The sequence below is a fragment of the Paenibacillus tyrphae genome (assembly GCF_027925525.1).
GTDB classification, from domain to species: Bacteria; Bacillota; Bacilli; order Paenibacillales; family NBRC-103111; genus Paenibacillus_G; species Paenibacillus_G tyrfis_B.
In genome coordinates, this window is the sequence record NZ_BSDJ01000045.1 from 11,626 (window position 1) to 36,486 (window position 24,861).

22 protein-coding genes are annotated in these 24,861 nt (G+C 55.1%); 15 read left to right on the forward strand and 7 right to left on the reverse strand.

Annotated elements, in window-relative coordinates; genetic code table 11:
* Nucleotides 1-3: 3 nt before the first annotated feature.
* Nucleotides 4-1,977 carry a DNA topoisomerase IV subunit B gene (parE, locus tag QMG93_RS32500; protein WP_281943968.1) on the forward strand — a complete coding sequence of 658 codons (1,974 nt, stop codon included), beginning with the start codon at nucleotides 4-6 and terminating at the stop codon, nucleotides 1,975-1,977.
* A gap of 14 nt (nucleotides 1,978-1,991) precedes the next feature.
* Entirely contained in the window at nucleotides 1,992-4,427 is a 2,436-nt protein-coding gene (gyrA, locus tag QMG93_RS32505; protein WP_281943970.1) for a DNA gyrase subunit A, read from the forward strand.
* On the opposite strand, the gene QMG93_RS32510 is transcribed toward gyrA, so the two are convergent.
* A complete protein-coding gene (locus QMG93_RS32510) occupies nucleotides 4,424-4,591 on the reverse strand; it encodes a hypothetical protein (RefSeq protein WP_010496499.1) in 168 nt (55 codons plus the stop codon). The genes gyrA and QMG93_RS32510 overlap by 4 nt on opposite strands.
* A 192-nt stretch (nucleotides 4,592-4,783) precedes the next feature.
* Here QMG93_RS32510 and QMG93_RS32515 point away from each other — a divergent pair, with 192 nt between their 5' ends.
* Both QMG93_RS32515 and QMG93_RS32520 read left to right on the forward strand, forming a co-directional pair.
* On the forward strand, nucleotides 4,784-5,203 hold the full coding sequence (locus tag QMG93_RS32515; RefSeq protein ID WP_253957162.1) for a MarR family transcriptional regulator: 420 nt from the start codon (nucleotides 4,784-4,786) through the stop codon (nucleotides 5,201-5,203).
* 151 nt (nucleotides 5,204-5,354) lie between these two features.
* Nucleotides 5,355-5,438, forward strand: a complete 84-nt coding sequence (locus tag QMG93_RS32520) for a putative holin-like toxin (RefSeq protein WP_220389023.1) — start codon at nucleotides 5,355-5,357, stop codon at nucleotides 5,436-5,438.
* Nucleotides 5,439-5,966: 528 nt separating this feature from the next.
* Here the strand turns inward: QMG93_RS32520 and QMG93_RS32525 are convergent.
* A complete protein-coding gene (locus QMG93_RS32525; RefSeq protein ID WP_281943976.1) occupies nucleotides 5,967-6,335 on the reverse strand; it encodes a VOC family protein in 369 nt (122 codons plus the stop codon).
* A gap of 271 nt (nucleotides 6,336-6,606) precedes the next feature.
* On the opposite strand from QMG93_RS32525, the gene QMG93_RS32530 reads away from it, so the two are divergent.
* Entirely contained in the window at nucleotides 6,607-7,878 is a 1,272-nt protein-coding gene (locus QMG93_RS32530; RefSeq protein ID WP_281943978.1) for a stalk domain-containing protein, read from the forward strand.
* A 72-nt stretch (nucleotides 7,879-7,950) separates the two neighbouring features.
* Here the strand turns inward: QMG93_RS32530 and QMG93_RS32535 are convergent, their stop codons facing one another.
* The 3 genes from QMG93_RS32535 to QMG93_RS32545 form a co-directional block, all read right to left on the reverse strand.
* Nucleotides 7,951-8,658, reverse strand: coding sequence for an RluA family pseudouridine synthase (locus QMG93_RS32535; protein ID WP_281943980.1), 708 nt, complete (start codon nucleotides 8,656-8,658; stop codon nucleotides 7,951-7,953).
* Nucleotides 8,659-8,661: 3 nt separating this feature from the next.
* A complete protein-coding gene (locus tag QMG93_RS32540) occupies nucleotides 8,662-9,525 on the reverse strand; it encodes a class I SAM-dependent methyltransferase (protein WP_281943981.1) in 864 nt (287 codons plus the stop codon).
* 186 nt (nucleotides 9,526-9,711) lie between these two features.
* Complete coding sequence (locus tag QMG93_RS32545) at nucleotides 9,712-10,839, reverse strand: peptidylprolyl isomerase (protein ID WP_281943982.1); 1,128 nt, start codon at nucleotides 10,837-10,839, stop codon at nucleotides 9,712-9,714.
* Nucleotides 10,840-11,053: 214 nt separating this feature from the next.
* Between QMG93_RS32545 and glgB the strand changes: the two genes are divergently transcribed.
* From glgB to glgA, 4 genes are all read left to right on the forward strand, one after another.
* A complete protein-coding gene (glgB, locus tag QMG93_RS32550) occupies nucleotides 11,054-12,994 on the forward strand; it encodes a 1,4-alpha-glucan branching protein GlgB (protein WP_281944019.1) in 1,941 nt (646 codons plus the stop codon).
* Entirely contained in the window at nucleotides 12,987-14,156 is a 1,170-nt protein-coding gene (locus tag QMG93_RS32555) for a glucose-1-phosphate adenylyltransferase (protein ID WP_281943983.1), read from the forward strand. Before glgB ends, QMG93_RS32555 begins: the two co-directional genes overlap by 8 nt.
* A 6-nt stretch (nucleotides 14,157-14,162) precedes the next feature.
* A complete protein-coding gene (gene glgD, locus QMG93_RS32560) occupies nucleotides 14,163-15,272 on the forward strand; it encodes a glucose-1-phosphate adenylyltransferase subunit GlgD (protein WP_281943985.1) in 1,110 nt (369 codons plus the stop codon).
* 143 nt (nucleotides 15,273-15,415) lie between these two features.
* Nucleotides 15,416-16,861, forward strand: a complete 1,446-nt coding sequence (gene glgA / locus QMG93_RS32565) for a glycogen synthase GlgA (protein ID WP_281943987.1) — start codon at nucleotides 15,416-15,418, stop codon at nucleotides 16,859-16,861.
* 80 nt (nucleotides 16,862-16,941) lie between these two features.
* Here glgA and QMG93_RS32570 read toward each other — a convergent pair whose 3' ends face one another.
* Nucleotides 16,942-17,151 carry a hypothetical protein gene (locus tag QMG93_RS32570; protein ID WP_281943989.1) on the reverse strand — a complete coding sequence of 70 codons (210 nt, stop codon included), beginning with the start codon at nucleotides 17,149-17,151 and terminating at the stop codon, nucleotides 16,942-16,944.
* Between the two features lie 444 nt (nucleotides 17,152-17,595).
* Here QMG93_RS32570 and QMG93_RS32575 point away from each other — a divergent pair, with 444 nt between their 5' ends.
* Together QMG93_RS32575 and QMG93_RS32580 are read left to right on the forward strand one after the other, a co-directional pair.
* A complete protein-coding gene (locus QMG93_RS32575; RefSeq protein WP_281944021.1) occupies nucleotides 17,596-18,897 on the forward strand; it encodes an Nramp family divalent metal transporter in 1,302 nt (433 codons plus the stop codon).
* A gap of 134 nt (nucleotides 18,898-19,031) precedes the next feature.
* Nucleotides 19,032-19,709, forward strand: a complete 678-nt coding sequence (locus tag QMG93_RS32580) for an MOSC domain-containing protein (protein ID WP_281943991.1) — start codon at nucleotides 19,032-19,034, stop codon at nucleotides 19,707-19,709.
* Between the two features lie 89 nt (nucleotides 19,710-19,798).
* On the opposite strand, the gene QMG93_RS32585 is transcribed toward QMG93_RS32580, so the two are convergent.
* A complete protein-coding gene (locus tag QMG93_RS32585) occupies nucleotides 19,799-20,356 on the reverse strand; it encodes a nitroreductase (RefSeq protein WP_281944023.1) in 558 nt (185 codons plus the stop codon).
* Nucleotides 20,357-20,553: 197 nt separating this feature from the next.
* On the opposite strand from QMG93_RS32585, the gene cls reads away from it, so the two are divergent.
* The 4 genes from cls to nagA all read left to right on the forward strand — a co-directional run bounded on the left by cls (nucleotide 20,554) and on the right by nagA (nucleotide 24,853).
* Complete coding sequence (gene cls / locus QMG93_RS32590; RefSeq protein ID WP_281943993.1) at nucleotides 20,554-21,999, forward strand: cardiolipin synthase; 1,446 nt, start codon at nucleotides 20,554-20,556, stop codon at nucleotides 21,997-21,999.
* Nucleotides 22,000-22,091: 92 nt separating this feature from the next.
* Entirely contained in the window at nucleotides 22,092-22,703 is a 612-nt protein-coding gene (locus QMG93_RS32595; protein ID WP_281943995.1) for a C40 family peptidase, read from the forward strand.
* 140 nt (nucleotides 22,704-22,843) lie between these two features.
* The gene (locus QMG93_RS32600; protein WP_281943997.1) at nucleotides 22,844-23,608 is read left to right on the forward strand and encodes a class I SAM-dependent methyltransferase; all 765 of its coding nucleotides are present in this window, start codon (nucleotides 22,844-22,846) and stop codon (nucleotides 23,606-23,608) included.
* A 96-nt stretch (nucleotides 23,609-23,704) separates the two neighbouring features.
* Nucleotides 23,705-24,853, forward strand: coding sequence for an N-acetylglucosamine-6-phosphate deacetylase (gene nagA / locus QMG93_RS32605; protein WP_281943999.1), 1,149 nt, complete (start codon nucleotides 23,705-23,707; stop codon nucleotides 24,851-24,853).
* Nucleotides 24,854-24,861: the final 8 nt, after the last annotated feature.

The following is a 24,861-nucleotide window of genomic DNA, read 5'->3' on the forward strand; positions in this document are numbered from 1 at the left end:
GCGATGGCGGATCAACTCGATTTGTTAGGAAAAACGACAGCAGCGCCGGCGGACTACGGTGCAGACGATATCCAGGTGCTCGAAGGACTGGTAGCGGTACGCAAGCGGCCGGGGATGTATATCGGCAGTACCAGCACGTCCGGGCTTCACCATCTGATCTGGGAAATCGTCGATAACGCCGTGGATGAGCACTTGGCCAAGCATTGTTCGCAAATCGACGTGACGATCCATAAGGATCAGTCCGTTACGGTGTGCGACAATGGCCGCGGTATTCCGACCGGCATGCACAAAACGGGGATTCCCACACCGCAGGTGGTGTTTACGATGCTTCATGCCGGGGGTAAGTTCGGCGGCGGGGGATATAAAAAGTCCGGCGGCTTGCACGGCGTAGGCGCTTCCGTGACGAATGCGCTGTCCGAATGGCTTGAAGTGGAAATTTACCGCGAAGGCAAAACACACCGCCAGCGGTTTGAATATTGGGTGGACGAACAAGGCAAGGAGCACGTCGGAGAGCCGGTCACCGGCCTGGAAGTGATCGGTACGACGCGCAAAAGCGGAACGAAGGTAACGTTCAAACCCGACAAGCGCGTCTTTCAGGGCGGAACGACGATCAATTTCGACACGCTTTACGAGCGGCTGCAAGAAATCGCCTTTTTGAACTCGGGGCTGAAGGTTACGCTGACCGATCAGCGTGCGGATAAGCAGGAGGAGTTCCAATACGAAGGCGGCGCCAGCCAGTTCGTGCAGTTCTTGAACGAGGAAAAAACGGTGCTGCACGACGTCATTCACTTTGTAGCGGAGAAGGACGAAATCGAAGTCGAAGTGGCGATGCAGTATAACGACGGCTACACGGAGACGATCGTGTCCTTCGTCAACTCGATTCCGACGCGCGGCGGAGGAACGCACGAAACGGGCTTCAAAACCGCCTATACCCGCGTCATGAACGACTATGCGCGCAAGAACGGGATGCTCAAGGAAAAGGAGAAAAACCTGGACGGGCAGGACCTGCGCGAAGGCATGATGGCGGTCATCAACATCAAGATGGGCGAGGTCGAATTCGTCGGCCAGACGAAGGACCAGCTCGGTAGCGCTTCGGCGCGGAGCGCGGTCGATTCGGTCGTCTCCGATAAAATGGCGGTATTCCTCGAAGAAAATCCGCAAGTCGCGCAGATGATCATGAAGAAGGCGATCCAGTCGGCCAAAGCGCGCGAGGCGGCGAGAAAGGCGCGGGAAGAGGTGCGCAGCGGCAAGAAGGGCAAGAGCGAAAGCTCGAACCTTGGCGGCAAGCTGACACCGGCGCAATCGAAGGACTACACCCGCAACGAGTTGTTCATCGTCGAAGGCGATTCCGCGGGCGGGTCGGCGAAGCAGGGGCGCGATTCGAAGCATCAGGCGATTTTGCCGCTTAAGGGCAAGCCGATGAACCCGGAGAAAGCCAAGCTGCTCGATATTATGAAAAATGACGAATATAAGGCGATCATCGCCGCCATCGGCGCAGGGGTCGGCCCAGAATTCGACGAGTCGGAAAGCAATTATGCGAAAATTATCATTATGACCGATGCCGATACCGACGGCGCGCATATTCAGGTGCTGCTTCTTACGTTCTTCTACCGGTACATGAAGCCGCTCATCGACGCGGGCAAGGTGTATATCGCCCAGCCGCCGCTCTTTAAGGTGACGAAAAAAGCCGGCAAAAACAGCACGGTCCGTTACGCTTGGACCGACGAGCAGCTGCACGCGCTGACCAAGGAGCTCGGCAAAAACATCGAGCTGCAGCGTTATAAAGGACTCGGTGAGATGAACCCCGACCAGCTCTGGGAAACGACGATGGACCCGGCCACGCGCACGCTGCTGCAGGTGCAGATCGAAGATGCGGCCAAAGCCGAGCGGCGCGTATCTACACTGATGGGGGATAAAGTCGATCCGCGGAAGCGGTGGATCATCGAGAACGTGGACTTCACGGAATTTGAAGAATAAACGGGGGGCCTTTTGTGAGTATCTCGGAAAATTTTTTGCCGGCCTTTCTGGAAGAGGTTGTAGGCGACCGGTTTGGCCGGTATTCCAAATATATTATTCAAGACCGCGCGATCCCGGACGTGCGGGATGGCTTAAAGCCGGTGCAGCGGCGTATTCTGTACGCCATGTACGATTCTGGGAACACGCCGGATAAGCCGTACCGCAAATCGGCGAAAACGGTCGGGGATGTAATGGGTAATTATCATCCGCACGGCGACGCCTCGATTTACGAAGGCATGGTGCGGATGGCGCAGCCTTGGAAAATGAGTCATGTCTTGGTTGACGGCCATGGCAACTGGGGCTCGATGGACGACGACCCGCCGGCTGCGATGCGGTATACCGAAGCGCGGTTATCCGAAATCGCCATGGAGCTGCTGCGGGACATCGAGAAGCGGACGGTCCAGTTCAAGGACAACTTCGACAATACGACGAAAGAGCCGGTCGTGCTTCCTTCGCGGTTTCCGAATTTGCTCGTCAACGGCGTCAGCGGCATCTCGTCCGGGTTTGCGACGGAAATTCCGCCGCACAGCCTGCGCGAGGTAGTCAATGCTTGCATTGCGTTGATCGATAAGCCCGACAGCACGCTGGAGGAATTGATGGGCACCATCAAAGGCCCGGATTTTCCGACCGGCGGCATTATTATGGGCTCGGAAGGGATACGCGACGCGTACCGGACCGGCCGGGGCCGCATCTACGTGCGGGCGCGCACGGCCATTGAGGACCTGCGTGGCGGGCGCCAGCAGATCGTCATTACCGAAATTCCTTATCAAGTCGTGAAATCCCGCCTGGTAACGGCGATGGAAAATATTCGTCTGGAGAAAAAAATCGAAGGCATTGCGGAGGTTCGCGACGAAAGCGGCCGCGAGGGTCTTCGTATTGTCGTCGAGTTGAAAAAGGACGCAGATGCGCAGGGAATCCTGGCGTATTTGTTTAAGAAAACCGACCTGCAGGTAGCCTATAATTTCAACATGGTCGCCATCGTCAACAAGACGCCGAAGCAGCTCGGGCTGCGGGATATGCTGGAGGCCTACATCGACCACCAGAAAGAAGTGGTCACCCACCGCTCGCGATTCGAGCTGGAGAAGGCGGAAGACCGCGCCCATGTGCTCGAAGGGCTGGTTAAGGCGCTCAACATTCTGGACGAGGTTATCGCCGCGATCAAAGCGTCGAAAAACCGTCAGGACGCCCAGAACAACCTCGTCGCCAAGTTCGGCTTCACCGAACGGCAAGCCGATGCGATTTTGACCTTGCAGCTGTATCGCTTGACGAATCTGGAGATTCATTCTTTGGAAAAAGAATGGAAGGACGTTCAGAAAACGATCGCGTACCTGAAAGGGATTCTTGGCAGCGAGAAGAAGCTTCTGGCTGTCATTAAGGATGAAATATCGCAAATCCGCGATAAGTACGGCATCGACCGCCGATCGGACATCCAGGACGAAGTGGAAGAGCTTAAAGTCAATCTGGAAGTCATGGTGACGGCCGAAGACGTCTTCGTTACGCTTTCCAGCGAAGGCTATATTAAACGTACGGGCAAGCTCTCGTTTATCCGCTCCGGCGGCGAGATTGACAAGACGGGACTGAAGGAAGGCGACTACCTTCGCTATCTGCTCGATGTCAATACGTTGGAGAGCCTGCTTATTTTCACGCAGAAAGGGCAATACTTCCTGCTGCCGGTGCATCAAATTCCGGAGTACAAATGGAAGGAGAACGGCACTGCCATCGTCAACGTCATTCCGATTTCCAAAGACGACCGCATTATTCACGTGCTGCCGGTCAAGGATTTCGAGGAGCCGGGCAAGTCGCTCGTGTTCGTGACGCGCAAAGGGCAGGTCAAACGGACCGAGCTGAAGGAATATTTTACGAACCGTTCGACCGGGATCGTCGCTTGCAAAGTGGGCGATCAGGACGCGGTGATCAATGTCTTGCTTAGCACGGGCTCAAAGGAGCTGCTGCTGGTGACGAAGCAGGGGATGGCCATTCGCTTCAAGGAGGACGAAGTGAATCCGATGGGACGCGCCGCTGCCGGGGTTCGCGGCATTCAGATTAAGGATGATGATGAAGTCGTGGCTGCGGATTGGATCGACGGGGACGAAGGAGAAGTCGTCGTCATGACGGAGCTTGGGTATGCGAAGCGTTCGCTCGTCGCGGATTATCCCGTTCAGGGACGCGGGGGCAAAGGAATTATTACGTTCGAATTCAAGGAGGGCAAGCGGGTAAAGCCGAACGGATCGGAGCTGAAAGGCGCTTTTGTTGTTAAAGAGCCGTTCGACCTGACCGCCATCCTCAGTACGGGCGGAAGAGTGACGTTCTCGACCGAGCAGACGCCGATCGATGACCGCAAATCTACAGGGAAATACGTCGTACCGGCCAATAAGAACGAAACGGTAACGGATATTTTGAAAATCACTTAATCATAGCTGGTGTACTGCGGCTCAAGCTTTTCGAGCAGTTCCAGCATCAATTGCAGAACGGCCCATACCGGCATCGAATCGTCCAGCTTTTCGAGCCAGTTTGGGTCGTTTATGATTCCTTTCGTCAATGCGGTTTCTCCGATTTTGCGCTTCCAGTCTTCCATTCTTCCACTCCTTGTCTTCCATGGATTGACAAGCTCCGCGTATAGGCGAACGTCCCATGTGCAGTATATGTTGAACTCCGTCAAAAGGTACCCGATTTTATCGTTTTATGTCCTAAAATATTTATGGGATTAACCTTTAAAAAGACGGAGGTCAATGCTATAATTAGGAAAAAGATTGGTTTTTCGGGAGTGATGATTGTGATAACTCAGGAATTTGCCAAGCTGTGGTGGAAATTGTCCAAAGATTTGCGCACGCATATGGAAACGGAGCTTGCTCCGACGCTGACGGAAGGACAGCTTACGGTGCTCGAAAGGCTGCTGGCCTCCGAGCAGGACCGGATGAAGCCTTCGGATTTCATCGAGTATTTGGCGACGACGCCCGCGGCGATTACGACGCTGCTTGACCGGATGGAAAAGAGCGGGTTAATTGCAAGAGAGCGGGACGAGAAGGACCGCCGTATCGTGTGGGTATTGGTAACGGAGAAGGGGCGCTTCGAATGCGAACGCGGCGTGCAAATCCGCGAACGGTTTTTGCAGCAATATTTGAGCCGAATTTCCTCGCACAATCAGCAATTGCTCGTATATCTGCTGGGCAAGGTTGCCAATGCTTAGCGTTTTCGCAAAGTAAAAATACGAAAATATGTTCTCATTTGTCATGGTGTATGGTATAATGTGGATGCAATAGGGAAAGGCACTCAAGGACGGTTGGCACACCCCTGCCATTGATGGGTTCGCATCAGCGAATCCGGAAGGAGGTGATGCCATGGAAGTAAAGGATGCCGTAACGTTGATGTTCATGTTCGGCATGTTTATTCTCGCTTTACTTTCCTACTTAAAAAAGAAGTAGACCTCCCTTGAGCCTTGGAACCCGAGAGGTCTACCGCTTGGTTATTCCTTGCGCCGATCGCCTTGAGGGCAATCTATTGTAGCGAGGTCGCGGATGCTGGAACATTCGCGGCCTTTCTGGTTTGCAGGCAATAACTTTTTTTGTAAATCCATCATACCATATCCCCGCTTGCTTTGAAAAGACGTTCGGTGATTTTGTACAACCTTGTCGGATGACGGCGCCCGGTCTTTTTCCAATTTCGTCATATATGCGCCGAACGCCGCTCATAGAGTTATATACTGGGGCGAAGAACGTCGAAGGATTCGATTCGGAAGCAGAGGAATGTCTTCGATGGATAGACGACCCTTGGAGCATCGCGGCTTTATGCATGTGCCGCAGCCGATAAGGGGGATGACGCAGGCGCGGACGATCCCGGGCCGAGGGATGTGCTGCGGGATCTGTAGAATCCGAACATGCTGGTTCCTCCGGTAACCGACGTCGGCACGGTCTGCAAAAAGAAAAGTGGCCGGTCGTCAAATACCTTAGGTCTTAAGCGTTCGGCTGTATGGCGCCCCAGAGGTTACCGCTCGGATCGTAAAACTTCAGTACGTGGCCGAACCCTTCGTCCTTGTAAAAAGCGATTCGCGCGCCTATCCCCTTAAGCCTGTCGTGAAGAGCATGAATATCCGACGTGCGATACAGCAGCACCGGCATCGTTTCTCCATGGACTGTGAAATTGGCGTGCGTTTCCTCCGGGGTTTCCCACAGCATCAGCATAGGACCGGAAGACAAGGTCAAGAAGGCGTGTCTTCCCGCCGTTTGGCCTTCCAAGCGGAATCCGAGATGAAGCGTGTACCATTGAACCGCTTCCTCCACGTTGCGGACGGGGATTTGCATATGCTCCAAACGTTCTAGCATCGGCTAAAGAAGCCTCCTCAGGACCGGTGTGCGACTGGAAGTCACCTGGTCTTATAAATTGGAATATCATTCCACCATCATAACAAACATTCGTACTTAGGGAAATAAGCTTTCTTGATTTAACGGAAGTAAAACTAACGTAGGATAAAACGCCCGGCCGGATGGGTCGGCAGATTCATTTTTTGAAAAGTAAGAAGGAAATGCATTCCATCTATCGAAGTACTTGCTCCTGTATGTCATATCTTACATACTTACAAGCAGGAGGAACGCTATGACGAAGAAAAACACCATGATAACGTTGGCGCTACTGGCCGGTTTTGCGGCGGTGAGTGTCATCCCGGCAAACGCCGTGCCTCAAGCGTATGCGGCGAATTACGATAAGGCGCTCATTCAGGAGGTCAATGATCGGTACGAACGGCTGGAAGCGAAATACCGGGGGATGTACGACGAAGACAAAAAGAAATCGACCGATGCTTACAACGCTTTTTACGAGCAAATTCATGGGGAACAGCGGACATTGGACAAGCTGCTTGAAGAGGACCTCGATTACTTGACGACGTTGTTGGATAAGGATTATAGAAGTTTGGCCGAACAATACAGCGGCAGCAGCTATCGGGATGCGCTGAACGCGTATAAGCGGGAAATCAATCCGAGTTACTCGTCCGGGGCGTTGTGGAAATATGCGACGGGCAACAATGAGAACTATTCGTCAAGCACGCATTGGAACTTCGCCACGCAGCTCAATGAAAATTACAGCTCCTCGCTGATGTGGAAATACCATAACGAAATCAATCCGAGCTATTCGGGAAGCACCATGTGGGGCTTTTCCAACGAAATGAACCCGAGCTACTCCGGCAGCAAGATGTGGGGGCTTCATAACGAGTCGAACGAGAATTACTCCGGCAGCACGATGAACAAGTACCGTCACGGCAGCTTGTCACGGGCGGATGCGGAGGAAAAAATCAATAAAATCTTGACCGATGGCGAAAAAGACCTGCAATCGATTCGGGATAAAGCCGTCGCTTCGTTGGAGAAAACGCAAAAGAATACGATTCAAGAGCTGACAGCTCTGCGCGATACGACGGTGAAGAAGGTGCTGCGCCAGCGCTCCGATTCCCTGGAGGAAATTATGGCGCTCCGCAAGCGGCATTTCGGCGGGGGGCTGGAGATCAAGCCGCTCTACATCAGCTTCGATGCCATCAAAGTGATGATCGACGGGGAGCTTCAAACCTTCGAGCAGCCTCCGGTCAACAAGGACGGCAGCGTACTGGTGCCGATGCGGGCGATTTTCGAGCGGCTCGGCGCTGTAATTTCCTGGAACGAGACTGAGCGCTCGGTGACGGCGACCAAAGGCGGCACGACGATTTACCTGCAAATCGGCAGCACGCAGCCGACGGTGAACGGGACCTCGAAGCCGCTGGAAGTTCCGGCACAGCTCGTCAATTCCAGCACGATGGTGCCGGTGCGCTTCATCAGCGAGGCACTCGGCAGCGAAGTGAGCTGGGACCAGGCGGCCCAGACGGTGTATATCAAGACGAAATAAAGGCCATATATATCGAAAAAGTAAAACCTCCGACACCACCTGAATCGTGGTTTCGGAGGTTTTATCGCGTCTTTACACCGCTCCTGCGGCTTTCAGGTCCCAGAGCAGCCAGGGAAAGGCTCCCGGCGGCTCCGACGTGAAGCGGAGCGCTTCCTGTGTGACCGGGTGCGTGAATTCGAGCAGAGTAGACCACAGCGCGATCTGCTGACCGGGCTTCGCCAGAGCGCCGCCGTACCGCTGATCGCCTACGAGCGGGCAGCCGATGGCCGCGAACTGGACGCGGATTTGATGCGGCCGTCCGGTGTGCAGCTCGACCTGCACGAGCGACAAGCCGTCCCGGCCGGACAGGACGCGGTAATCGAGCACCGCCTCCTTGGCGCCGGTTTTCGAAGCGGGAACGACGGATACCATATTGGTCTTGGTATCTTTCAGCAAATGATGCCGCAGCGTTCCTTGAGGCTCTTTGGGCCGCCCGTTCACGACGGCGGTGTACACTTTGCGGATCGTACGCGTACGGACCGCATCGGAGAGCCGGGAGGCCGCCTTGGAGGTTTTGGCGAATACCATGACGCCTCCTACCGGCCGATCGAGCCGATGAACCAAACCGAGGTACACGTTGCCCGGCTTCTTGTGCCGTTCCTTGAGATCGGCTTTGATCAGCGTCAGCAGGTCGGGGTCCCGGGAGGCGTCCTCCTGCGTCGGAACGTTCGGCGGCTTAACGACGACGATGACGTGATTGTCCTCGTAGAGCACCGGCACGTGCGGATGAGCGCCGCCCATACGCTAAGCCTCCCAGCGGCCGAGAATGCCGCACGGCAGCGTCAGCTTCGAGGCCGTAATCGGCAGGCCGATTTCGCCGCAAGTGATCGTTCCGCCATGGCTTCGGCCAAGAGACAAGGCAAGCGTGTTGTGAAGCACCGTGGCGGAAATCCCCGTCGTATAGGAATTGATGAGGAAAAACAAAGGCTTGTCCGTCAAAATGCTCATGCACGTTTCCACAAACGGAAACAGGTTCGTCTCCAGCTTCCATGTTTCGCCGTTCGGTCCGCGTCCGTACGATGGCGGGTCCATAATAATGGCGTCGTATTTACTGCCGCGTCGCTGCTCGCGCTGGACGAATTTGAACACGTCGTCCGTAATAAAGCGCACCGGACGGTCCCCGAGACCAGACAGCTGCAGGTTTTCTTTGGCCCACTGCACGACGCCCTTGGACGCATCGACATGGCATACCTCGGCGCCCGCCGAAGCGCACGCGACGGAAGCGCCCCCAGTATAAGCGAACAGATTCAGCACGCGGATCGGCCGGCCGGCGCTGCGGATTTTATCCATCATCCAGCTCCAGTTGACGGCTTGCTCCGGGAACAGGCCGGTGTGCTTGAAGCCGGTCGGTTTAATATGAAACGACAGCCCGCGGTACGAGATCGTCCAGCGCTCGGGAATGTCCTTGCGGTATTCCCAGTTGCCGCCGCCGCTGGAGCTGCGGTGGTAATGGGCGTCGGCTCCGCGCCATACGCCTGTCTCCTGGGGCAGCGGCCAAATAATTTGCGGATCGGGACGCCGCAGGACGATGTTGCCCCAGCGCTCCAGCTTCTCGCCGCCTCCGGTGTCGATCAATTCGTAATCTTTCCAATCTTGTGCAGCAAACATAAGTAGCGACCATCCTTTAATTTGATTTCCAGTCTCAGCATTGCCCATTCAGCAAAGCCGTTATTCTTCAACATTTTACACGATTCCGGCAGACGAATCCATCGGCCGGACGCAAAAAAACGGAGACGCCCCGAAAGGGCGCTCCGGCTTGTTCATTATTGTGCGATTTTTTTTCGTAAAGATGTATTACTTGGCTTTAGGCAGGTCCAGCTTCTCGATTAATCCCGGCAGCTCCTGCTCCATGAACGTATCGTAGGCTTTTTCCAGCGCTACACTCTTCATCTCGTCCTTCACTTCGTCGAACGACTGTGTGGAACGGGCTTCGACGCGCATGATATGGTAGCCGTACTCCGTCTCGATCGGCTCGCTGATCTTGTTCAGTTCCAGCTCGACAGCCGCTTTCCTGAACGCCTCGGTCCAGTCCGTTACCGGCTGGTTCTCATACAGCCCGCCCGTATCTTTGGAGCCCGGGTCGTCGGTGTACTGCTTGGCGAGAGCAGCGAAATCCTCGCCGTTCTTCAGCTTCCCGGCAATGTCTAGCGCCTGCTTCTTGGCATCGTCCTTCGAGCGCTCTTTGCCTTCGGCGTCCTTGAAGCCGATCAAAATATGCCGCACGGACGCTTCTACGAACTCGCCGGTTTTTGCAGCAATGGCTGCATCGTAGGTTTCCTTCAGCTTCGCGTCGGTCGCTTGGGCGGAGAGGGCCTCTCCGGCGGCGAGGGAGAGGCCGAGGTAGTCGCGGACATCCTGTTCGCTCAATCCTTCCTTGGCCAGCAAGGAGGCAATGTCCTCGGTTTGGTACCGTTTGGCCCAATATTTTTTTATTTCCCCGTATTCTTTGTCGACTTCAGCAGGGAGGGCGGCTTTCTGCTCCGCGGTAATCCGCCCGGCTAACACTTTGTAGGCGATCATATGCTTTAGGAATTCTTCGTCAACCTCTCCGGAATTGTTCAGCAAGTGCAAGACCGAAGTGAACTTGTTGGCCTCGCCCCATGTAATCTGCCCGCCCTTGTAGGTTGCGACGACGGCGTTCGGATCGCCTTGCTTGCCGACCCAGATCGTCCCGCTGTTCTCGTCCCAGCTTACTTCCTTGCCGAGCGCTTCGCTGACGAATCGGAGCGGCACGTAGGTCGTGCCGTTATAGATGAAACCTTGCCCCTGCTCGGCGGTCGGTTTTTTCTCTACACCGTCGAACATATATTTGAGCTGCTTAAAATATACCTCAATTTGAGTGCCGCTCGCATAGGCGACCGATCCCGTCAGCATGACGCCCAGCGATAAGCCCAGCGCCAAACCTTTCAGCTTGTCATTCATACATTAATCCATCCTCTCTCTTTGGGGGTGACTTACTACTTCCACAAAGGGAAGCAAAATCCTTTTTTTCATCTTTTTCGGATTGCCGCCGTTTTTGCCAAATTCTGAATTCACGAAGAATTTGCACTTTTCAGACAGGAATTTATTCAATCGCGTAGTATTTGTGTAAGTAGAGACAGAAACAATCATCGAAAAGGGGGATGAACGGAACGTGATGAGCTTGATCCCCGGTCCGGAGGACTTGTATCTGTTCCACGAAGGCAATTTATTCCGAAGCTATCGGATGCTTGGCGCCCATCTGGCCGAGTCTGAGGGGGAACGCGGCGTCCGCTTCGCCGTCTGGGCTCCTCACGCCCGTGAGGTCCGGGTAATCGGCGACTTCAATTGCTGGGACGGCTCGGGTCATGCGATGCACAAGGTCAGCACCTGGGGCGTCTGGTCGTTGTTCGTGCCCGATGTCCGGGAAGGAGAGTACTACAAATACGAAATCGTCACCTCTGCCGGAACGCTGCAGTATAAAGCCGATCCTTACGCGTTTTGGTCCGAGCTCAAGCCGGGAACGGCTTCACGCATCTGCTCCCTGGACGGCTTCGAATGGACCGACCAGGAATGGCAATCGCGCAAAACGTCCCAATCCGTCTACCGCTCCCCGTTAAACATCTATGAAGTGCATCTCGGCACCTGGAAAAAAAAGCCCGACGGTGCCTACTATTCCTACCGTGAACTCGCAAGCGAACTGGTCGATTACGTGAAAGAGATGGGGTACACCCATATCGAGCTGCTTCCGCTTGCCGAACATCCTTACGATCGGTCCTGGGGCTACCAGGCAACCGGCTACTATTCGGTCACCAGCCGCTTCGGCACCCCAAAAGATTTCATGTATTTCGTCGACTGCTGCCACCGGGCGGGGATCGGCGTCATTATGGACTGGGTGCCGGGCCATTTCGTCAAAGACGAGCACGGGCTGCGGCAGTTCGACGGCCAGCCGCTTTATGAGCACAGCGATCCCTTCTTAGCCGAGAAGCCCGAATGGGGCACGCTCGCCTTCGATTTTTCCAAGCCGGAAGTCGTTAACTTCCTGATCTCGAACGCACTGTTCTGGATGGATATGTACCATATTGACGGACTGCGCGTCGATGCGGTCGCGAGCCTCCTTTATCTGAATTTCGGCAAGCCGCGCGAGCAGTGGATCAAGAACGTCGACGGAGGAGACGAGAATCCCGACGCGATCGCTTTCCTGAAAAAATTGAACCGCACGGTATTCGCTTGTTATCCCGATGCGCTGATGATGGCCGAAGATTCGACCGCCTGGCCGCTTGTGACGGCGCCGGTTGACGCCGGGGGCCTCGGGTTCAACTACAAGTGGAACATGGGCTGGATGAACGACATGCTGAAGTACATGGAGACGGACCCGTATTTCCGTTCCGGAAGCCACGGGCTGCTGACGTTCAGCTTCATGTACGCCTTCTCCGAAAATTATGTGCTGCCGCTGTCGCACGACGAAGTGGTGCATGGCAAAAAATCGCTGCTCAACAAAATGCCTGGGGATTATTGGCGGAAGTTCGCGAATTTGCGGGTGCTCTTCGGCTATATGATGGGCCATCCGGGCAAAAAGCTGCTGTTCATGGGCGGCGAATTCGGACAATTTGACGAATGGAAGGACCTGGAGGATCTGGATTGGGAGATGCTTGGCTACGACAGCCACCGCAGCATGCACCGGTACGTCCGGGACCTGAACCAATTGTATCTGCGCGAGCCTGCGATGTGGGAGCTGGACCATCAACCGGAAGGGTTCGCCTGGATCGACCCCCACGACCAGCGTCAGAGCGTGACGACGTTTATGCGCAGCTCCGGCAATCCGGAGGACGTGCTCGTGATCGTCTGCAACTTTACGCCCGTGTATCATGCGACGTACCGGATCGGCGTTCCGTTCGCCGGAGAGTACGTGGAACTGTTCAACAGTGACGCAGGCGAATACGGCGGCTCCGGCAAGCTGAACGAGGGCATGCTGCGGACGGAAAACATCCCGTGGCACGACCGGCAGGACAGCCTGCATATTTCGCTGCCACCGCTGGCGGCCGTCATCTTCAAGCCCGTCAAAATCAAGCGCAAGCGTACCAATGCGACAATGAGGAGGGGGAAAGCCGATGCGTAAAAAAGAGTGTGTGGCGATGCTGCTGGCCGGCGGGGAAGGAAGGCGTCTGGGCGTCCTGACGAGTAAGCTGGCGAAGCCTGCGGTTCATTTTGGCGGCAAATACCGGATCATCGATTTTACCCTCAGCAACTGCACGAACTCGGGCATCGATACGGTCGGTGTCCTGACGCAGTACCAGCCGCTGGTGCTGAACACGTATATCGGTATCGGAACGCCGTGGGATTTGGACCGCAAGAGCGGCGGCGTGACGGTGCTGCCCCCTTATATGGAGCAGAGCGGCGGCGATTGGTACAAGGGAACGGCGAACGCAATCTACCGCAACATTTCGTTCATCGAGCAGTACGACCCGGAGTACGTGCTGGTCATCTCCGGCGATCATATTTACAAGATGGATTACGACCGGATGCTCGACTTCCATAAAAGCAAAGCGGCCGACTGCACGATCGCCGTCATCGAAGTGAAGTGGGAGGAAGCGAGCCGCTTCGGCCTGATGAGTATGGATGACGAAGACAGGATTACCGAGTTCGCCGAGAAGCCGAAGGAGCCGAAGAGCAACCTGGCTTCGATGGGCATCTATATTTTCAATTGGCAGGCGCTCAAGGAATACTTGATCAAGGATGAGGCCAATCCCGAATCGAGCAAGGACTTCGGCAAAGACGTCATCCCGCTGATGCTGAGCGATGGGCGGCCGCTCTTTGCGTATCCGTTTGAAGGCTACTGGAAGGACGTTGGAACGATCCAGAGCTTGTGGGAAGCCAATATGGACCTGCTGGAGGATGAGCCCGAATTCAACCTGAACGATAGGGAATGGCGCATTTATTCGGTTAATCCTTGCCAGCCCGGGCAGTACGTGGCCCCGACGGCGCAGGTGCGGCGGTCGCTGGTCAACGAAGGCTGCTGCGTGTTCGGCGAGGTCGATCATTCCGTGCTGTTCTACGGCGTGGAGGTCGGCGAGGGCAGCGTCATCCGGGACTCCGTCATTATGCCGAACGTGACGATCGGCAGCGACGTGAGCATCCATAAGGCGATTATCGGCGAAGGAACGGTTGTGGAAGACGGGTGCGTCATCGGACAACCGGACGGGGACGGCGGCGGGGATATCGTGTTGATCGGTAGCAACGAGCGTATCGGCAGGGCCACTAGCGCCTCTGGGAAAGGGTGAAGCCGCATGAAGCGAATGATGGGCGTAATCAATCTTGTCAACGAGCGGGACGATTTGGAGGAGCTGACGTATTCCCGGTGCGTCGCGTCGGTGCCGTTCGGCGCCAGATACCGGCTGATCGATTTTGCATTGTCCAACATGGTGAACTCGGGCATTGAAAATGTCGCTGTATTCACACAGCATAAATACCGGTCTCTGATGGACCATCTCGGGTCTGGAAAAGAATGGGACCTGGACCGCAAGCGCGGCGGATTGTTCATCCTGCCCGCCGTCCTTCACGGGGACACCGGACTGGCGCGGGGCGACCTGTTCCAGTTCTACAGCCACCGCGATTACTTTTACCGTGGGCGGCAGGATTATGTGATCATCTCGCGCAGCCATATCGTCTGTAATATCAACTACAATGCTGTGCTCGACTACCATTTGGAGAAGGGCGCCGACATCACGGTCGTCTACAAAAAATCGGACAACGACGAATGCGCCTCCTTCCGCCGGATGGCTATTAAGGAAGACGGCCGAGTCACGGTGATCGAAGATCATTCGGGGCGTCTGCGCACCGACAACGTTTCCATGGAAATGTACGTCATGAGCAAGGAGCTGCTGCTCGATATGGTCGAATCATGCCTCGCCCAAGGCTACGACCATCTCGTCCGCGACGGGATTATGAAGAACGTCGACAAGCTGGGCGTTTACGGCTACCTGCACGAAGGCCATACTGGCATAGTGAACACGATCCAAAGCTACTACAAGCACAGTATGCAACTGCTCAACCCGAAAATATGGCGCGAGCTGTTCTTCCAGAAGAACCTGATCTACACCAAGGTCAAGGACGAACCCCCGGCTCGCTACGCCGAGAACGCCCATGCCCGCAACGCGCTGATCGCTAACGGCTGCATCATCGAAGGCAAGGTGGAGAACAGCATCCTGTTCCGCGGGGTCAAAATCCGCAAGGGCGCATACGTCAAAAACAGCATCATTCTGCAAAACTGCGAGATCGAAGAAAATGTCATTATCGAGAATGCGATCTTGGACAAAGACGTGTTTATCAGCCGCGGCCGCGTGCTGACCGGCGATAAACAAGCGCCGTTTATCGCTTCGAAGACGAAGGTGATTTAAGATATAACGGTGAAAGCAAGCGAAGCGGGCGGAATTGTTCCGGAGGCATGTCAGGCCGGGGTGGAACGGCGATCGGAGGAACGGTCCGCTCGCGAAGCGGTTTGTTGATTCACCGGATTTTAAAAAGGAGGGATGAGGAAGCCATGAAAGTGTTATTTGCCGCGTCAGAAGCCGTACCTTTTGTCAAGACGGGAGGACTTGCCGATGTCATCGGCTCGCTGCCCAAGGAGCTGGCGAAGCAGGGGATCGACGTCCGGGTCATTCTGCCCAAGTACGAGGACATTCCGGCACGTTTCACGGAACAGATGGAAACCGTCGCTTCCTTTACTCTCCAGATGGGCTGGAGAAGCTTATACTGTGGCATTCAGAGGCTGGAGCACGAGGGAATTACGTTTTATTTTGTCGACAACGAATATTATTTCCAGCGCAAGGGCTGCTACGGCTACGGTGACGATGCGGAACGATTCGCCTTCTACTGCCGCGCCGTGCTTGACGCTCTGCTGCATATCGATTATATGCCGGATCTGCTTCATTGCCACGATTGGCAGGCAGGGATGATTCCGGTGCTGTACAAGGCGCATTTCAGTCATCAGCCGCTGTATTCCCATCTTAAAACGATCATTACGATTCATAACCTGAAATACCAGGGCGTCTTCGGTAAGGAGCAGTTCCAGGACTTTTTTGCCCTGGGCGAAGAGCATCTGCACGGGTATGCGCTGGAGATGCACGACGGCGCGAGCTTTCTGAAGGGTGGTCTGCTGTACTCGGATTATATTACGACCGTCAGCCCGACGTATGCTGAAGAAATTCAGACGCCGTATTACGGGGAGCATCTCGACGGGCTGCTGCGCAGCCAAAGCGGCCGGCTGCAAGGCATACTGAACGGGATCGATTACGAGGAATTCGACCCGATGACGGACCCGCATCTCGAGGTCAATTACCGGGATTCTTATGCGAAAAAGCAGGAGAACAAGCTGAAGCTGCAGGAGCGCCTTGGCCTCCCGGCCGACAAGGACGTGCCGTTGATCGCGCTGGTGACGCGCCTGGTTGACCAGAAGGGGCTGGCGCTCATCGACCGGGTGATCGCCGAGCTGATGGCGCTTGACGCGCAGTGGGTCGTGCTGGGCACCGGAGAGCCGCGGTTCGAAGAGCTGTTCCGCTGGGCCGCAGGTGCGTTTCCAGACAAGCTGTCGGCGAAAATTTTGTTCGACGAAGCGCTGGCCCGTCAAATTTATGCCGGGTCGGATCTGTTCTTGATGCCCTCGCTGTTCGAGCCGTGCGGGATCGGCCAGTTGATTGCGATGCGGTACCGCTCCGTCCCGATCGTCCGCGAGACCGGCGGGCTGCGGGACACCGTGACGCCTTATAACGAAACGACCGGGGAAGGGACCGGCTTCAGCTTTACGAATTATAACGCCCATGACATGCTGTACACGATCGAACGCGCCGTCCGGTTATATCGGGAGCCGGAAGTGTGGACGAACTTGATGAACAACATCAAGAAAAAAGATTTCAGCTGGCGCAGATCGGCCCAGCAATATGCCGACTTGTACCGTCAGCTGGCGGCGGCATCGGAAGTTGGGCAGTGAACGAATCAGCATCTTCGTCCAAATGGAGCGAAGGCCGGGCAGCGCTATTCATGTGCGCGTATCCGGCCTTCTTTTTTTGCTTAGGCGCCGTCAGGCTCCTCATCATAGTACATGGTCTCCCGGTTAAAGGAGCGGTTGATCGCCAGAAAGGCGTGCAGCAGTTCGAACAGCTCGGCCTGGTTCAACACCAGCGCCGGCTTGCCTTCCGACCCTGCCGTGTCCGAAACCTGGAACAGGATCGACTTGTACGTCGGATTCATCCGAATCTCGAACTGATCTTTTTTTAGCACGCTTTCCCACATCGTTTCATCCAACCCTTTCGCTTTCGATGGTCGCTCCCACGAATGGAACGCTGTTTCCTACGATATGCGCCATGCTGCGGATGTATTCCCGCTAGATTCTCAGTCAAGGTTTTATTCCCGCTGCGCCTCCTAAAAAATAATTCTTGACGAAATCGAATAGACGAGTAAAATTTTTAGTATAGAATTATTTTAATCTGAATAGTATTTTCTACGACTATTTTTTTACTCCAAAAGTTGCACTAGGACAACAAATTTAGCCCGGGACATGAATGTTAGATAATGACATCATTTTTTGACTGGGGCATCTTGTTGTTGGAATATATACAGATTGAGGTGTAGACCATGAATGAAGAACTGGGAGTACAAACGAAAATCGAACAAAGCCCGAGAACCAAAAGAAAAGAGCGTACAGAGAATGGCAGCGGCTGGAGATTGGAAAGAACGCAGCATACGCTGCCGGAAGTATACCGTTCCTTGAAAATCCCGAAGAGCGGAAGCTGGATCAAAAAGTTTCTGGCTTTTGCCGGACCCGGTTACTTGGTTGCGGTAGGGTATATGGACCCGGGGAACTGGGCTACGGATATTGCCGGAGGCTCTGTATTCGGCTACTCGCTGCTATCGGTTATTCTGATCTCGAATCTCATGGCGATCCTGTTGCAGGCGCTGGCCGGGAAGCTTGGAATCGTCACCGGGCGGGATCTTGCACAAGCGTGCCGCGACCACTATAGCAAGCCGGTCTCGATGATGCTGTGGGTGCTGTGCGAGCTGGCCATTGCGGCGTGCGATCTGGCCGAGGTCATCGGCTCCGCCATTGCGCTGCAACTGCTGTTCGGCATCCCGCTGCTGTACGGGGTTATGATCACTGTGCTGGACGTGCTGCTTGTGCTGCTGCTGCAAAACAAGGGTTTCCGTTATATCGAAACGTTGGTCATCGTGCTGATCGCGACGATCGGCGCCTGCTTCGCGGTCGAAATCTTTTTGTCCAAGCCGGACATCGGCGGTATCGCCTTGGGATTCGTTCCGACCACGCAGATCGTCACCAATCCGGCGATGCTGTACATTGCCATCGGTATTTTGGGCGCGACCGTTATGCCGCATAACCTGTACCTTCATTCGTCGATCGTGCAAACGCGGCAATTCGAGCAGACGACGGCCGGGAAGCGGCAGGCGATCAAATATGCTACTTGGGACTCGACCATCGCTTTGTTTTTCGCGCTATTCATTAATGCGGCGATTCTGATCTTGTCGGCTGCGACCTTTCACCGGGCGGGCTTAACCGAAGTGGCGGAAATCAACGATGCTTACCAACTGCTGACGCCGTTGCTGGGAACGGCCCTCGGAAGTATTTTATTCGGCGTAGCGCTTCTGGCTTCCGGACAAAACTCGACGTTAACCGGGACGCTGGCCGGACAGATCGTCATGGAAGGCTTCCTCAACTTCCGGATGCCTTCGTGGCTGCGCCGCTTGATCACGCGGATGATCGCGATCATCCCTGCCGTCATCGTCACGGCGATTGCGGGAGAGAGCGGAACGGCAAAGCTGCTCATTCTCAGCCAAGTTATCTTATCTTTCCAACTGTCGTTCGCCGTCATACCACTCGTTAAGTTTACGAGCGACAAGAAAAAAATGGGCGAGTTCGTCAACGCTCCGTGGCTGTCGGTCTTATCCTGGGTTGTGGCGATCTTTATCGCCGTCTTGAACATTTACCTGCTCTACGCAACGTTCGCGGACTGATCGCCCGGGAATAGGAATGAAAATTGGAATTGGATGCTCTACACTACGCTCCGATTGGTTCTTTTATACCGGCGTATTTTCCTGTATAGTGGAATGAATAATGCAATTTTCGATGGCAGGAGCTGGAACAAAGAATGATCAAGCTTGTTTCTCTCAATGTAGGCAAACCGCAGTCCGTTCCGTTTGAGAAAAAGGAAGTGTCCACGGGCATTAACAAGCATCCGGTCGAGGGTGAGGTGTTCTTGTCTTCCTTGAATTTCGACGGGGACGGACAGGCGGATCTCGTACATCACGGCGGCATTGACAAGGCGGTGTGCGTCTATCCTTACGAGCATTATGCTTATTGGGCCAAGCAGCTCGGAAGAGAGCTGCAGTATGGTGCATTCGGAGAAAATTTGACGACGCAGGGCTTGCTGGAAGACGACGTCTGCATCGGGGATACGTTCCAGGTGGGCGGTGCCGTTTTGCAGGTCAGTCAGCCGAGGCAGCCTTGTTTTAAGCTGTCAGTCAAATACGGCGTACCCGAACTGCCGCTCTTGGTGCAGAACACCGGCTATACCGGCTATTACTTCCGGGTGCTGCAGGAAGGGAACGTCGCAGCAGGGGACGAGCTAATCTTACTGGAGCGTCATCCGCACGGCAGAACGGTTACGTTCGGCAACCGCATTATGCATCATGAGAAGCACAACGCAGAAGGAATGCGCGCCTTGCTGGCTATTGATCAGCTGTCCGACAGCTGGCGCAAAACGTTCGAGAAACGGCTGGGCGGCATCGAAACCGATACGAAGGAACGTTTGACCGGTCAAGCCTAAGGAGCCGGGTCTGGCGGCTTCGGCTTCATGAAAAAAGGACGTGTCTCCATGTGATAAAAGCATGGGGCACGTCCTTTTTGCGATTCAGATTACAGCCACGTGGTTTTTTCCGTGAACGGCGTTCGCTTCGTCGGCGCAGCTTCACCTTCGGGGTAGCCGACGCAAAGCGTGGCTATGATTTTCTGCCCTTCCGTTGCGCCTATAAAACGGTGAAGCCTTTCGTCCCGGACCAAGCCCACGCCCCGGGTTCTCCAAACCATCCCAAGGCCAAGCTCGTCAGCGGCCAGCCACATGGAATGGATGGCGCAGGCAACGGCGTATTCGTTATCCTCGGACGCTTCCGCATCGCCCGGCACGATATCCGACGCGACAATAATAAGAAGCGGCGTATTCCGGACCGCCGTCATGGAAGCTTCGATCAGCTCCGGCTTCGTAGGAAACCGCTCCTGCAGGAAGGCAAGCGCCAGCTCCGTATAACGCTCCTTGGCCTCGCCGCGCACCACATAGAAGTGCCACGGCTCTCGAAGCCGGTCGTTCGGCGCCGAAGTCGCGGCCTCCAGCAGCTTTTCGATTTTTTCCGTTTCGACTTCGCGGGCTTGAAAATTGCGCACGGCTCTACGTCGGCGCAGCGCTTCCGCAATTGTAATATTCATAAGTTCTGCTCCTCCAAACCAGTCCGATAAATAATGAAATCAAGAATGATGATCATCGATTATTGTATGCTTTTTCCGGCATGTTTTCAATCTGCAGCGACGGCTCTACCCTGTTGCCCAGGTCAAGGTCCGGTGCTACAATGAGAGGACCATAAGGTCCGTTGGGCAGTGAAAAAAAGGTGGCTGGCAGCTTGAACATCTTCGGAAATTTGTACTTCGTGCTTTCGTTTATCAACATCATCTTTGCGTTTGCCGTCATCTTCCTGGAGCGACGAAATATCGGAGTCACCTGGGCGTGGCTGATGGTCCTGCTGTTTTTGCCGGGGATCGGATTCGTCGCCTATTTGCTGTTCGGGCAAAACCTCAGCAAGCGCAAAATTTATAAAGCGCAGGAAGCGCAGCTGCACAACATGGCGCTGCTGGTCGAGAAGCAGATTGAAGCGGTCGCCATGCGCCGGATTGAATACCACGACCCGGTTATGGCTGATTACCACGATATGATCTATATGAATTTGCAGAACGGCTATGCCTTCTTTACGCAGGATAACCGGATCGACATTTTTACGGAAGGGAACCGCAAATTTGACTCGCTCTTCGAGGCGATCGCCGGGGCGAAGCATCACATTCATCTGATGTATTACATCGTCAGGGACGACGGATTGGGCCGGAGGCTGATCGCCGCGCTCAGCGAAAAGGCGAAGGAAGGCGTGCAGGTCCGTTTTTTATACGACGATATCGGGTGTGCGGGACTATCCAAACATTTCTTCCGGCCGCTTCTGGCGGCGGGCGGGCAGGCGTCCGCCTTTTTCCCGTCCCGTATTCCGTATGTGAACATGCGGTTGAACTTCCGGAACCACCGGAAGCTGGCGATCATCGACGGAACGTGCGGTTACATCGGCGGGTTTAACGTCGGGGATGAGTATCTGGGACTGGATTCGCGGTTCGGCCCGTGGCGGGATACGCATCTGCGAATCGAAGGCAGCTCCGTTCTTCAAATGCAGGCACAGTTCATTATGGATTGGAATCTCGCTTCACGGCTTAAGCTGAACCCGATCGAGGAGTATTTTCCGCTGCCGATTCATGAGGGGGATGCCGGGGTGCAAATTTTGTCGAGCGGCCCCAACAACGACCGGGAGCAGATCAAGAACGCCTATATTAAAGTGATCAACTCCGCCAAGGCGTCCGTTTATTTGCAGACGCCGTATTTTATTCCTGACGAAAGTCTGCTGAATGCGTTGAAGATGGCCGCGTTATCCGGGGTCGACATCAAAATTATGCTTCCTGCCGTACCCGATCATAAAATCGTGTATTGGGCGTCGTTCTCGTACTTGGGAGATCTGCTCGATGTCGGCGTCAAGTGCTACTTGTATCACCGGGGCTTCATTCATGCCAAGACGATTGTAGCCGACGGCAAGGTTGGTTCCGTCGGAACGGCCAATATCGATATCCGCAGCTTTAAGCTCAATTTTGAAGTCAATGCTTTAATCTACGGGGGAAAAACCGTATCCAAGCTGAAAAAAATATTTGAGCACGATTTGAAGCACTGCACGGAATTGACGCTGGAGCGGTATTACAGCCGTCCGCGCTTTCACCGCGCGCGCGAGTCGGTCACCCGGCTGCTGTCGCCGATCTTGTAGATTGCAATCCTGCTGTCCGTGCCTCAGACGCCATCAATTCCCTCGCATAGCCTCGGCTCCCTATTTTCACAATAGGGAGGAGGAGGGATTGCATGGTCAAATCATGGCAAAGCATCGTATGGACGCTATCCGTCCTGCTATTCGTTGCAGGTGCGGCTGCTTCCTGCAGTCAACCACAGCCGAAAAGCCGGATCAACTCGAACGTGCCGGGTGAACAAACGGCCTTGCCGCCCACACCGGACAGCGGCGTGCGCATGAAGGAAGCTGGCGGCGGCAAATCGTGGCGCGCAACGGCCGATGCCATTATCGCGGAGGGCGCCAAGTATATGGGGACTCCATACGTCTACGGGGCGGAACGGTTTCACGACAAGGCGTTCGATTGCTCGTCCTACGTTCAATATTTGTACGGTCACCACGGGGTCTCGTTAGGCTACAACGCCAGAGAGCAAGCGGTACAAGGAACGGAAATTGCATTTATGAACATGCGGCGGGGCGACTTGATGTTTTTCTCGGACGAAGATTTTCCGAATGAAACGGGTCTCAATAAAGTCCGGCATGTGGGGATCTATATGGGGGAAGGAAAAATTCTTCATACGTACCAGCCCGGGATCGGCGTAGTGATCAGCAATATTCATAAGGACGAGAAAGAAGGAGAGTATTGGTACCAGCACTTCTTGTTCGCACGGCGGGTTATTCCGGGTTAAAAAAAGGAAAAATAATTTATTTATGTTGAAATAAATGAAAATTTGCTCCATAATGAATAGCGAGGCCCGTCGGACGCTTTGACGTTGCGGCGGCGCGGCGCTATTTTTTTGTTTTCATAACGAGAACAGGGGTGAAAAAGGTGGTTCAACCTGCTCCAACCGAATTCGATTACTATTTGAATGAGACCGATCAACCGTTTGCCGGATGGGATTTCTCGCATCTTACCGATACGGGAAGAATGCGAGAGTTTCCGCTTCGCTGGAATTATTACGTTCACGTCAGGGAACGGCTGTCCGCCGTCCGGTCGCTGCTGGACATGGGCACGGGAGGGGGGGAGTTTCTCGCTTCGCTCGCGCCGCTTCCGGCGGATACTGTGGCGACCGAAGGCTACGAGCCGAATATCCCGGTTGCCGCGGCGCTGTTGGGGCCGCTGGGCGTACCGGTCGTGCCGGTGAAAGAAGATGATCGTCTTGCATTAGAGGACGCCCGATTTGAGCTGGTCATCAACCGTCACGAATCGTTCGCTCCGCAGGAAGTCGCCCGTACCCTGAAGCCGGGCGGCACGTTTCTAACGCAGCAGGTGGGTGGGGACAACGATCGGGAAATCAACGATTGGCTCGGCGCACCGCCGTTCGAACTTGCCGATTGGCGCCTAGAAGTGGCGGCGGAGGGGCTGGAGCGTGCCGGACTGCGGATTACATTACGTGACGAGGAACGCACGAAGACAAGGTTCTACGATATCGGTGCCATCATTTATTATCTGCAGGCGATCCCGTGGCAAATTCCGGATTTCTCCGTCCGGAAGTATGAGGGCGCCCTGAGAGAAATACATGCTCATATTCGCAAGCACGGCTATATCGATACGACGTGCAGCCGGTTTATTTTGACGGCCGTCAAGCCGTGAGCTGAGTGCTTGGATCAGGACAGAGGTTTTTGTTCGATGCGGATTTCCGGTCACTGCCATGATTGAATCCTATTATACTTGGAGGTCGTACGTCCTATGATAAACCGTTGGATAACGAATGTTCGAGTTGCACTTGCAGATCAAGTGCTGCCGCTGGCTTCCGTGCTTGTTGAGAACGGGCGGATTGCCGAAGTGAAGGAAGGGGGCCATGAGGGTCCGAACGTCATCGACGGCCAAGGAGGGGTGTTGATTCCCGGGATGATCGACGTCCACATCCACGGAGCGGACGGGTTCGACATGATGGACGGCGCGCCCGAAAGCATCGAAGCGGTGTCCCGCGCCTGCGTGCGGACCGGCTGCACTTCGTTTCTGGCGACTTCGGTCAGCTCGACGATCGAGCAGCTTCTCGCGATGATCGAGAGCGTGCGGCGTGTGGCTGGGCATGAACCCGGAGCGCGAATTGCCGGAATCCATATGGAAGGCCCATATCTGCATCCGAAGCGGAAAGGCATGCAGAACGAGCGCTACCTTCGGCATCCCGATCTCGCAGAAATGGAAGAGATCCTCCGGCAGACGGGCGATCTGATGAAGATGGTGACGCTGGCTCCCGAGCTTCCCGGCGGCAAAGAGCTTGTGGCGTATTTGGCTGCCAAAGGAATCATCGTTGCTCTGGCGCACTCCGACGCGACCTACGAGGAAGCGAAAGAGGCGTTCGCGCTGGGCGCCAGCCACATGACGCATTGCTTCAACGGGATGCGGCCGATTCATCACCGGGAGCCCGGTCTCATCGTCGCGGCGCTTGAGGACGAACGTGTCAGCTTGCAAGCGATTGTCGACGGCGTCCATCTGCATCCGGCCATCATCCGGCTGATGCATCGGGTGAAAGGCCCGGAAGGCATGGTGCTTATTACCGATGCGCTGCAGGCGATGGGGCTTGGCGACGGATCGTACCTGTTCGGCGGCCATCAGGTGGAGGTGAAGGACGGCGTCGCCCGGCTGCAGGACGGCTCGCTTGCCTCCAGCACGGTCACGATGAACATGGCGCTCCGCCAGACGGTAGAGCTGGGCATCCCGCTGCATGAAGCCGTCGCGATGGCTTCGACGACGCCGGCCCGCGTTCTAGGCTTGACCGGCAAGGGGCGGATCGAGCCGGGCGCCGACGCCGATATCGTAATGCTGGACGTGGACTATAACGTCCGCTGGACGATGATCGAAGGCGAAGTTGTGTACGGCCAAGCGAAATAAACGAAAAA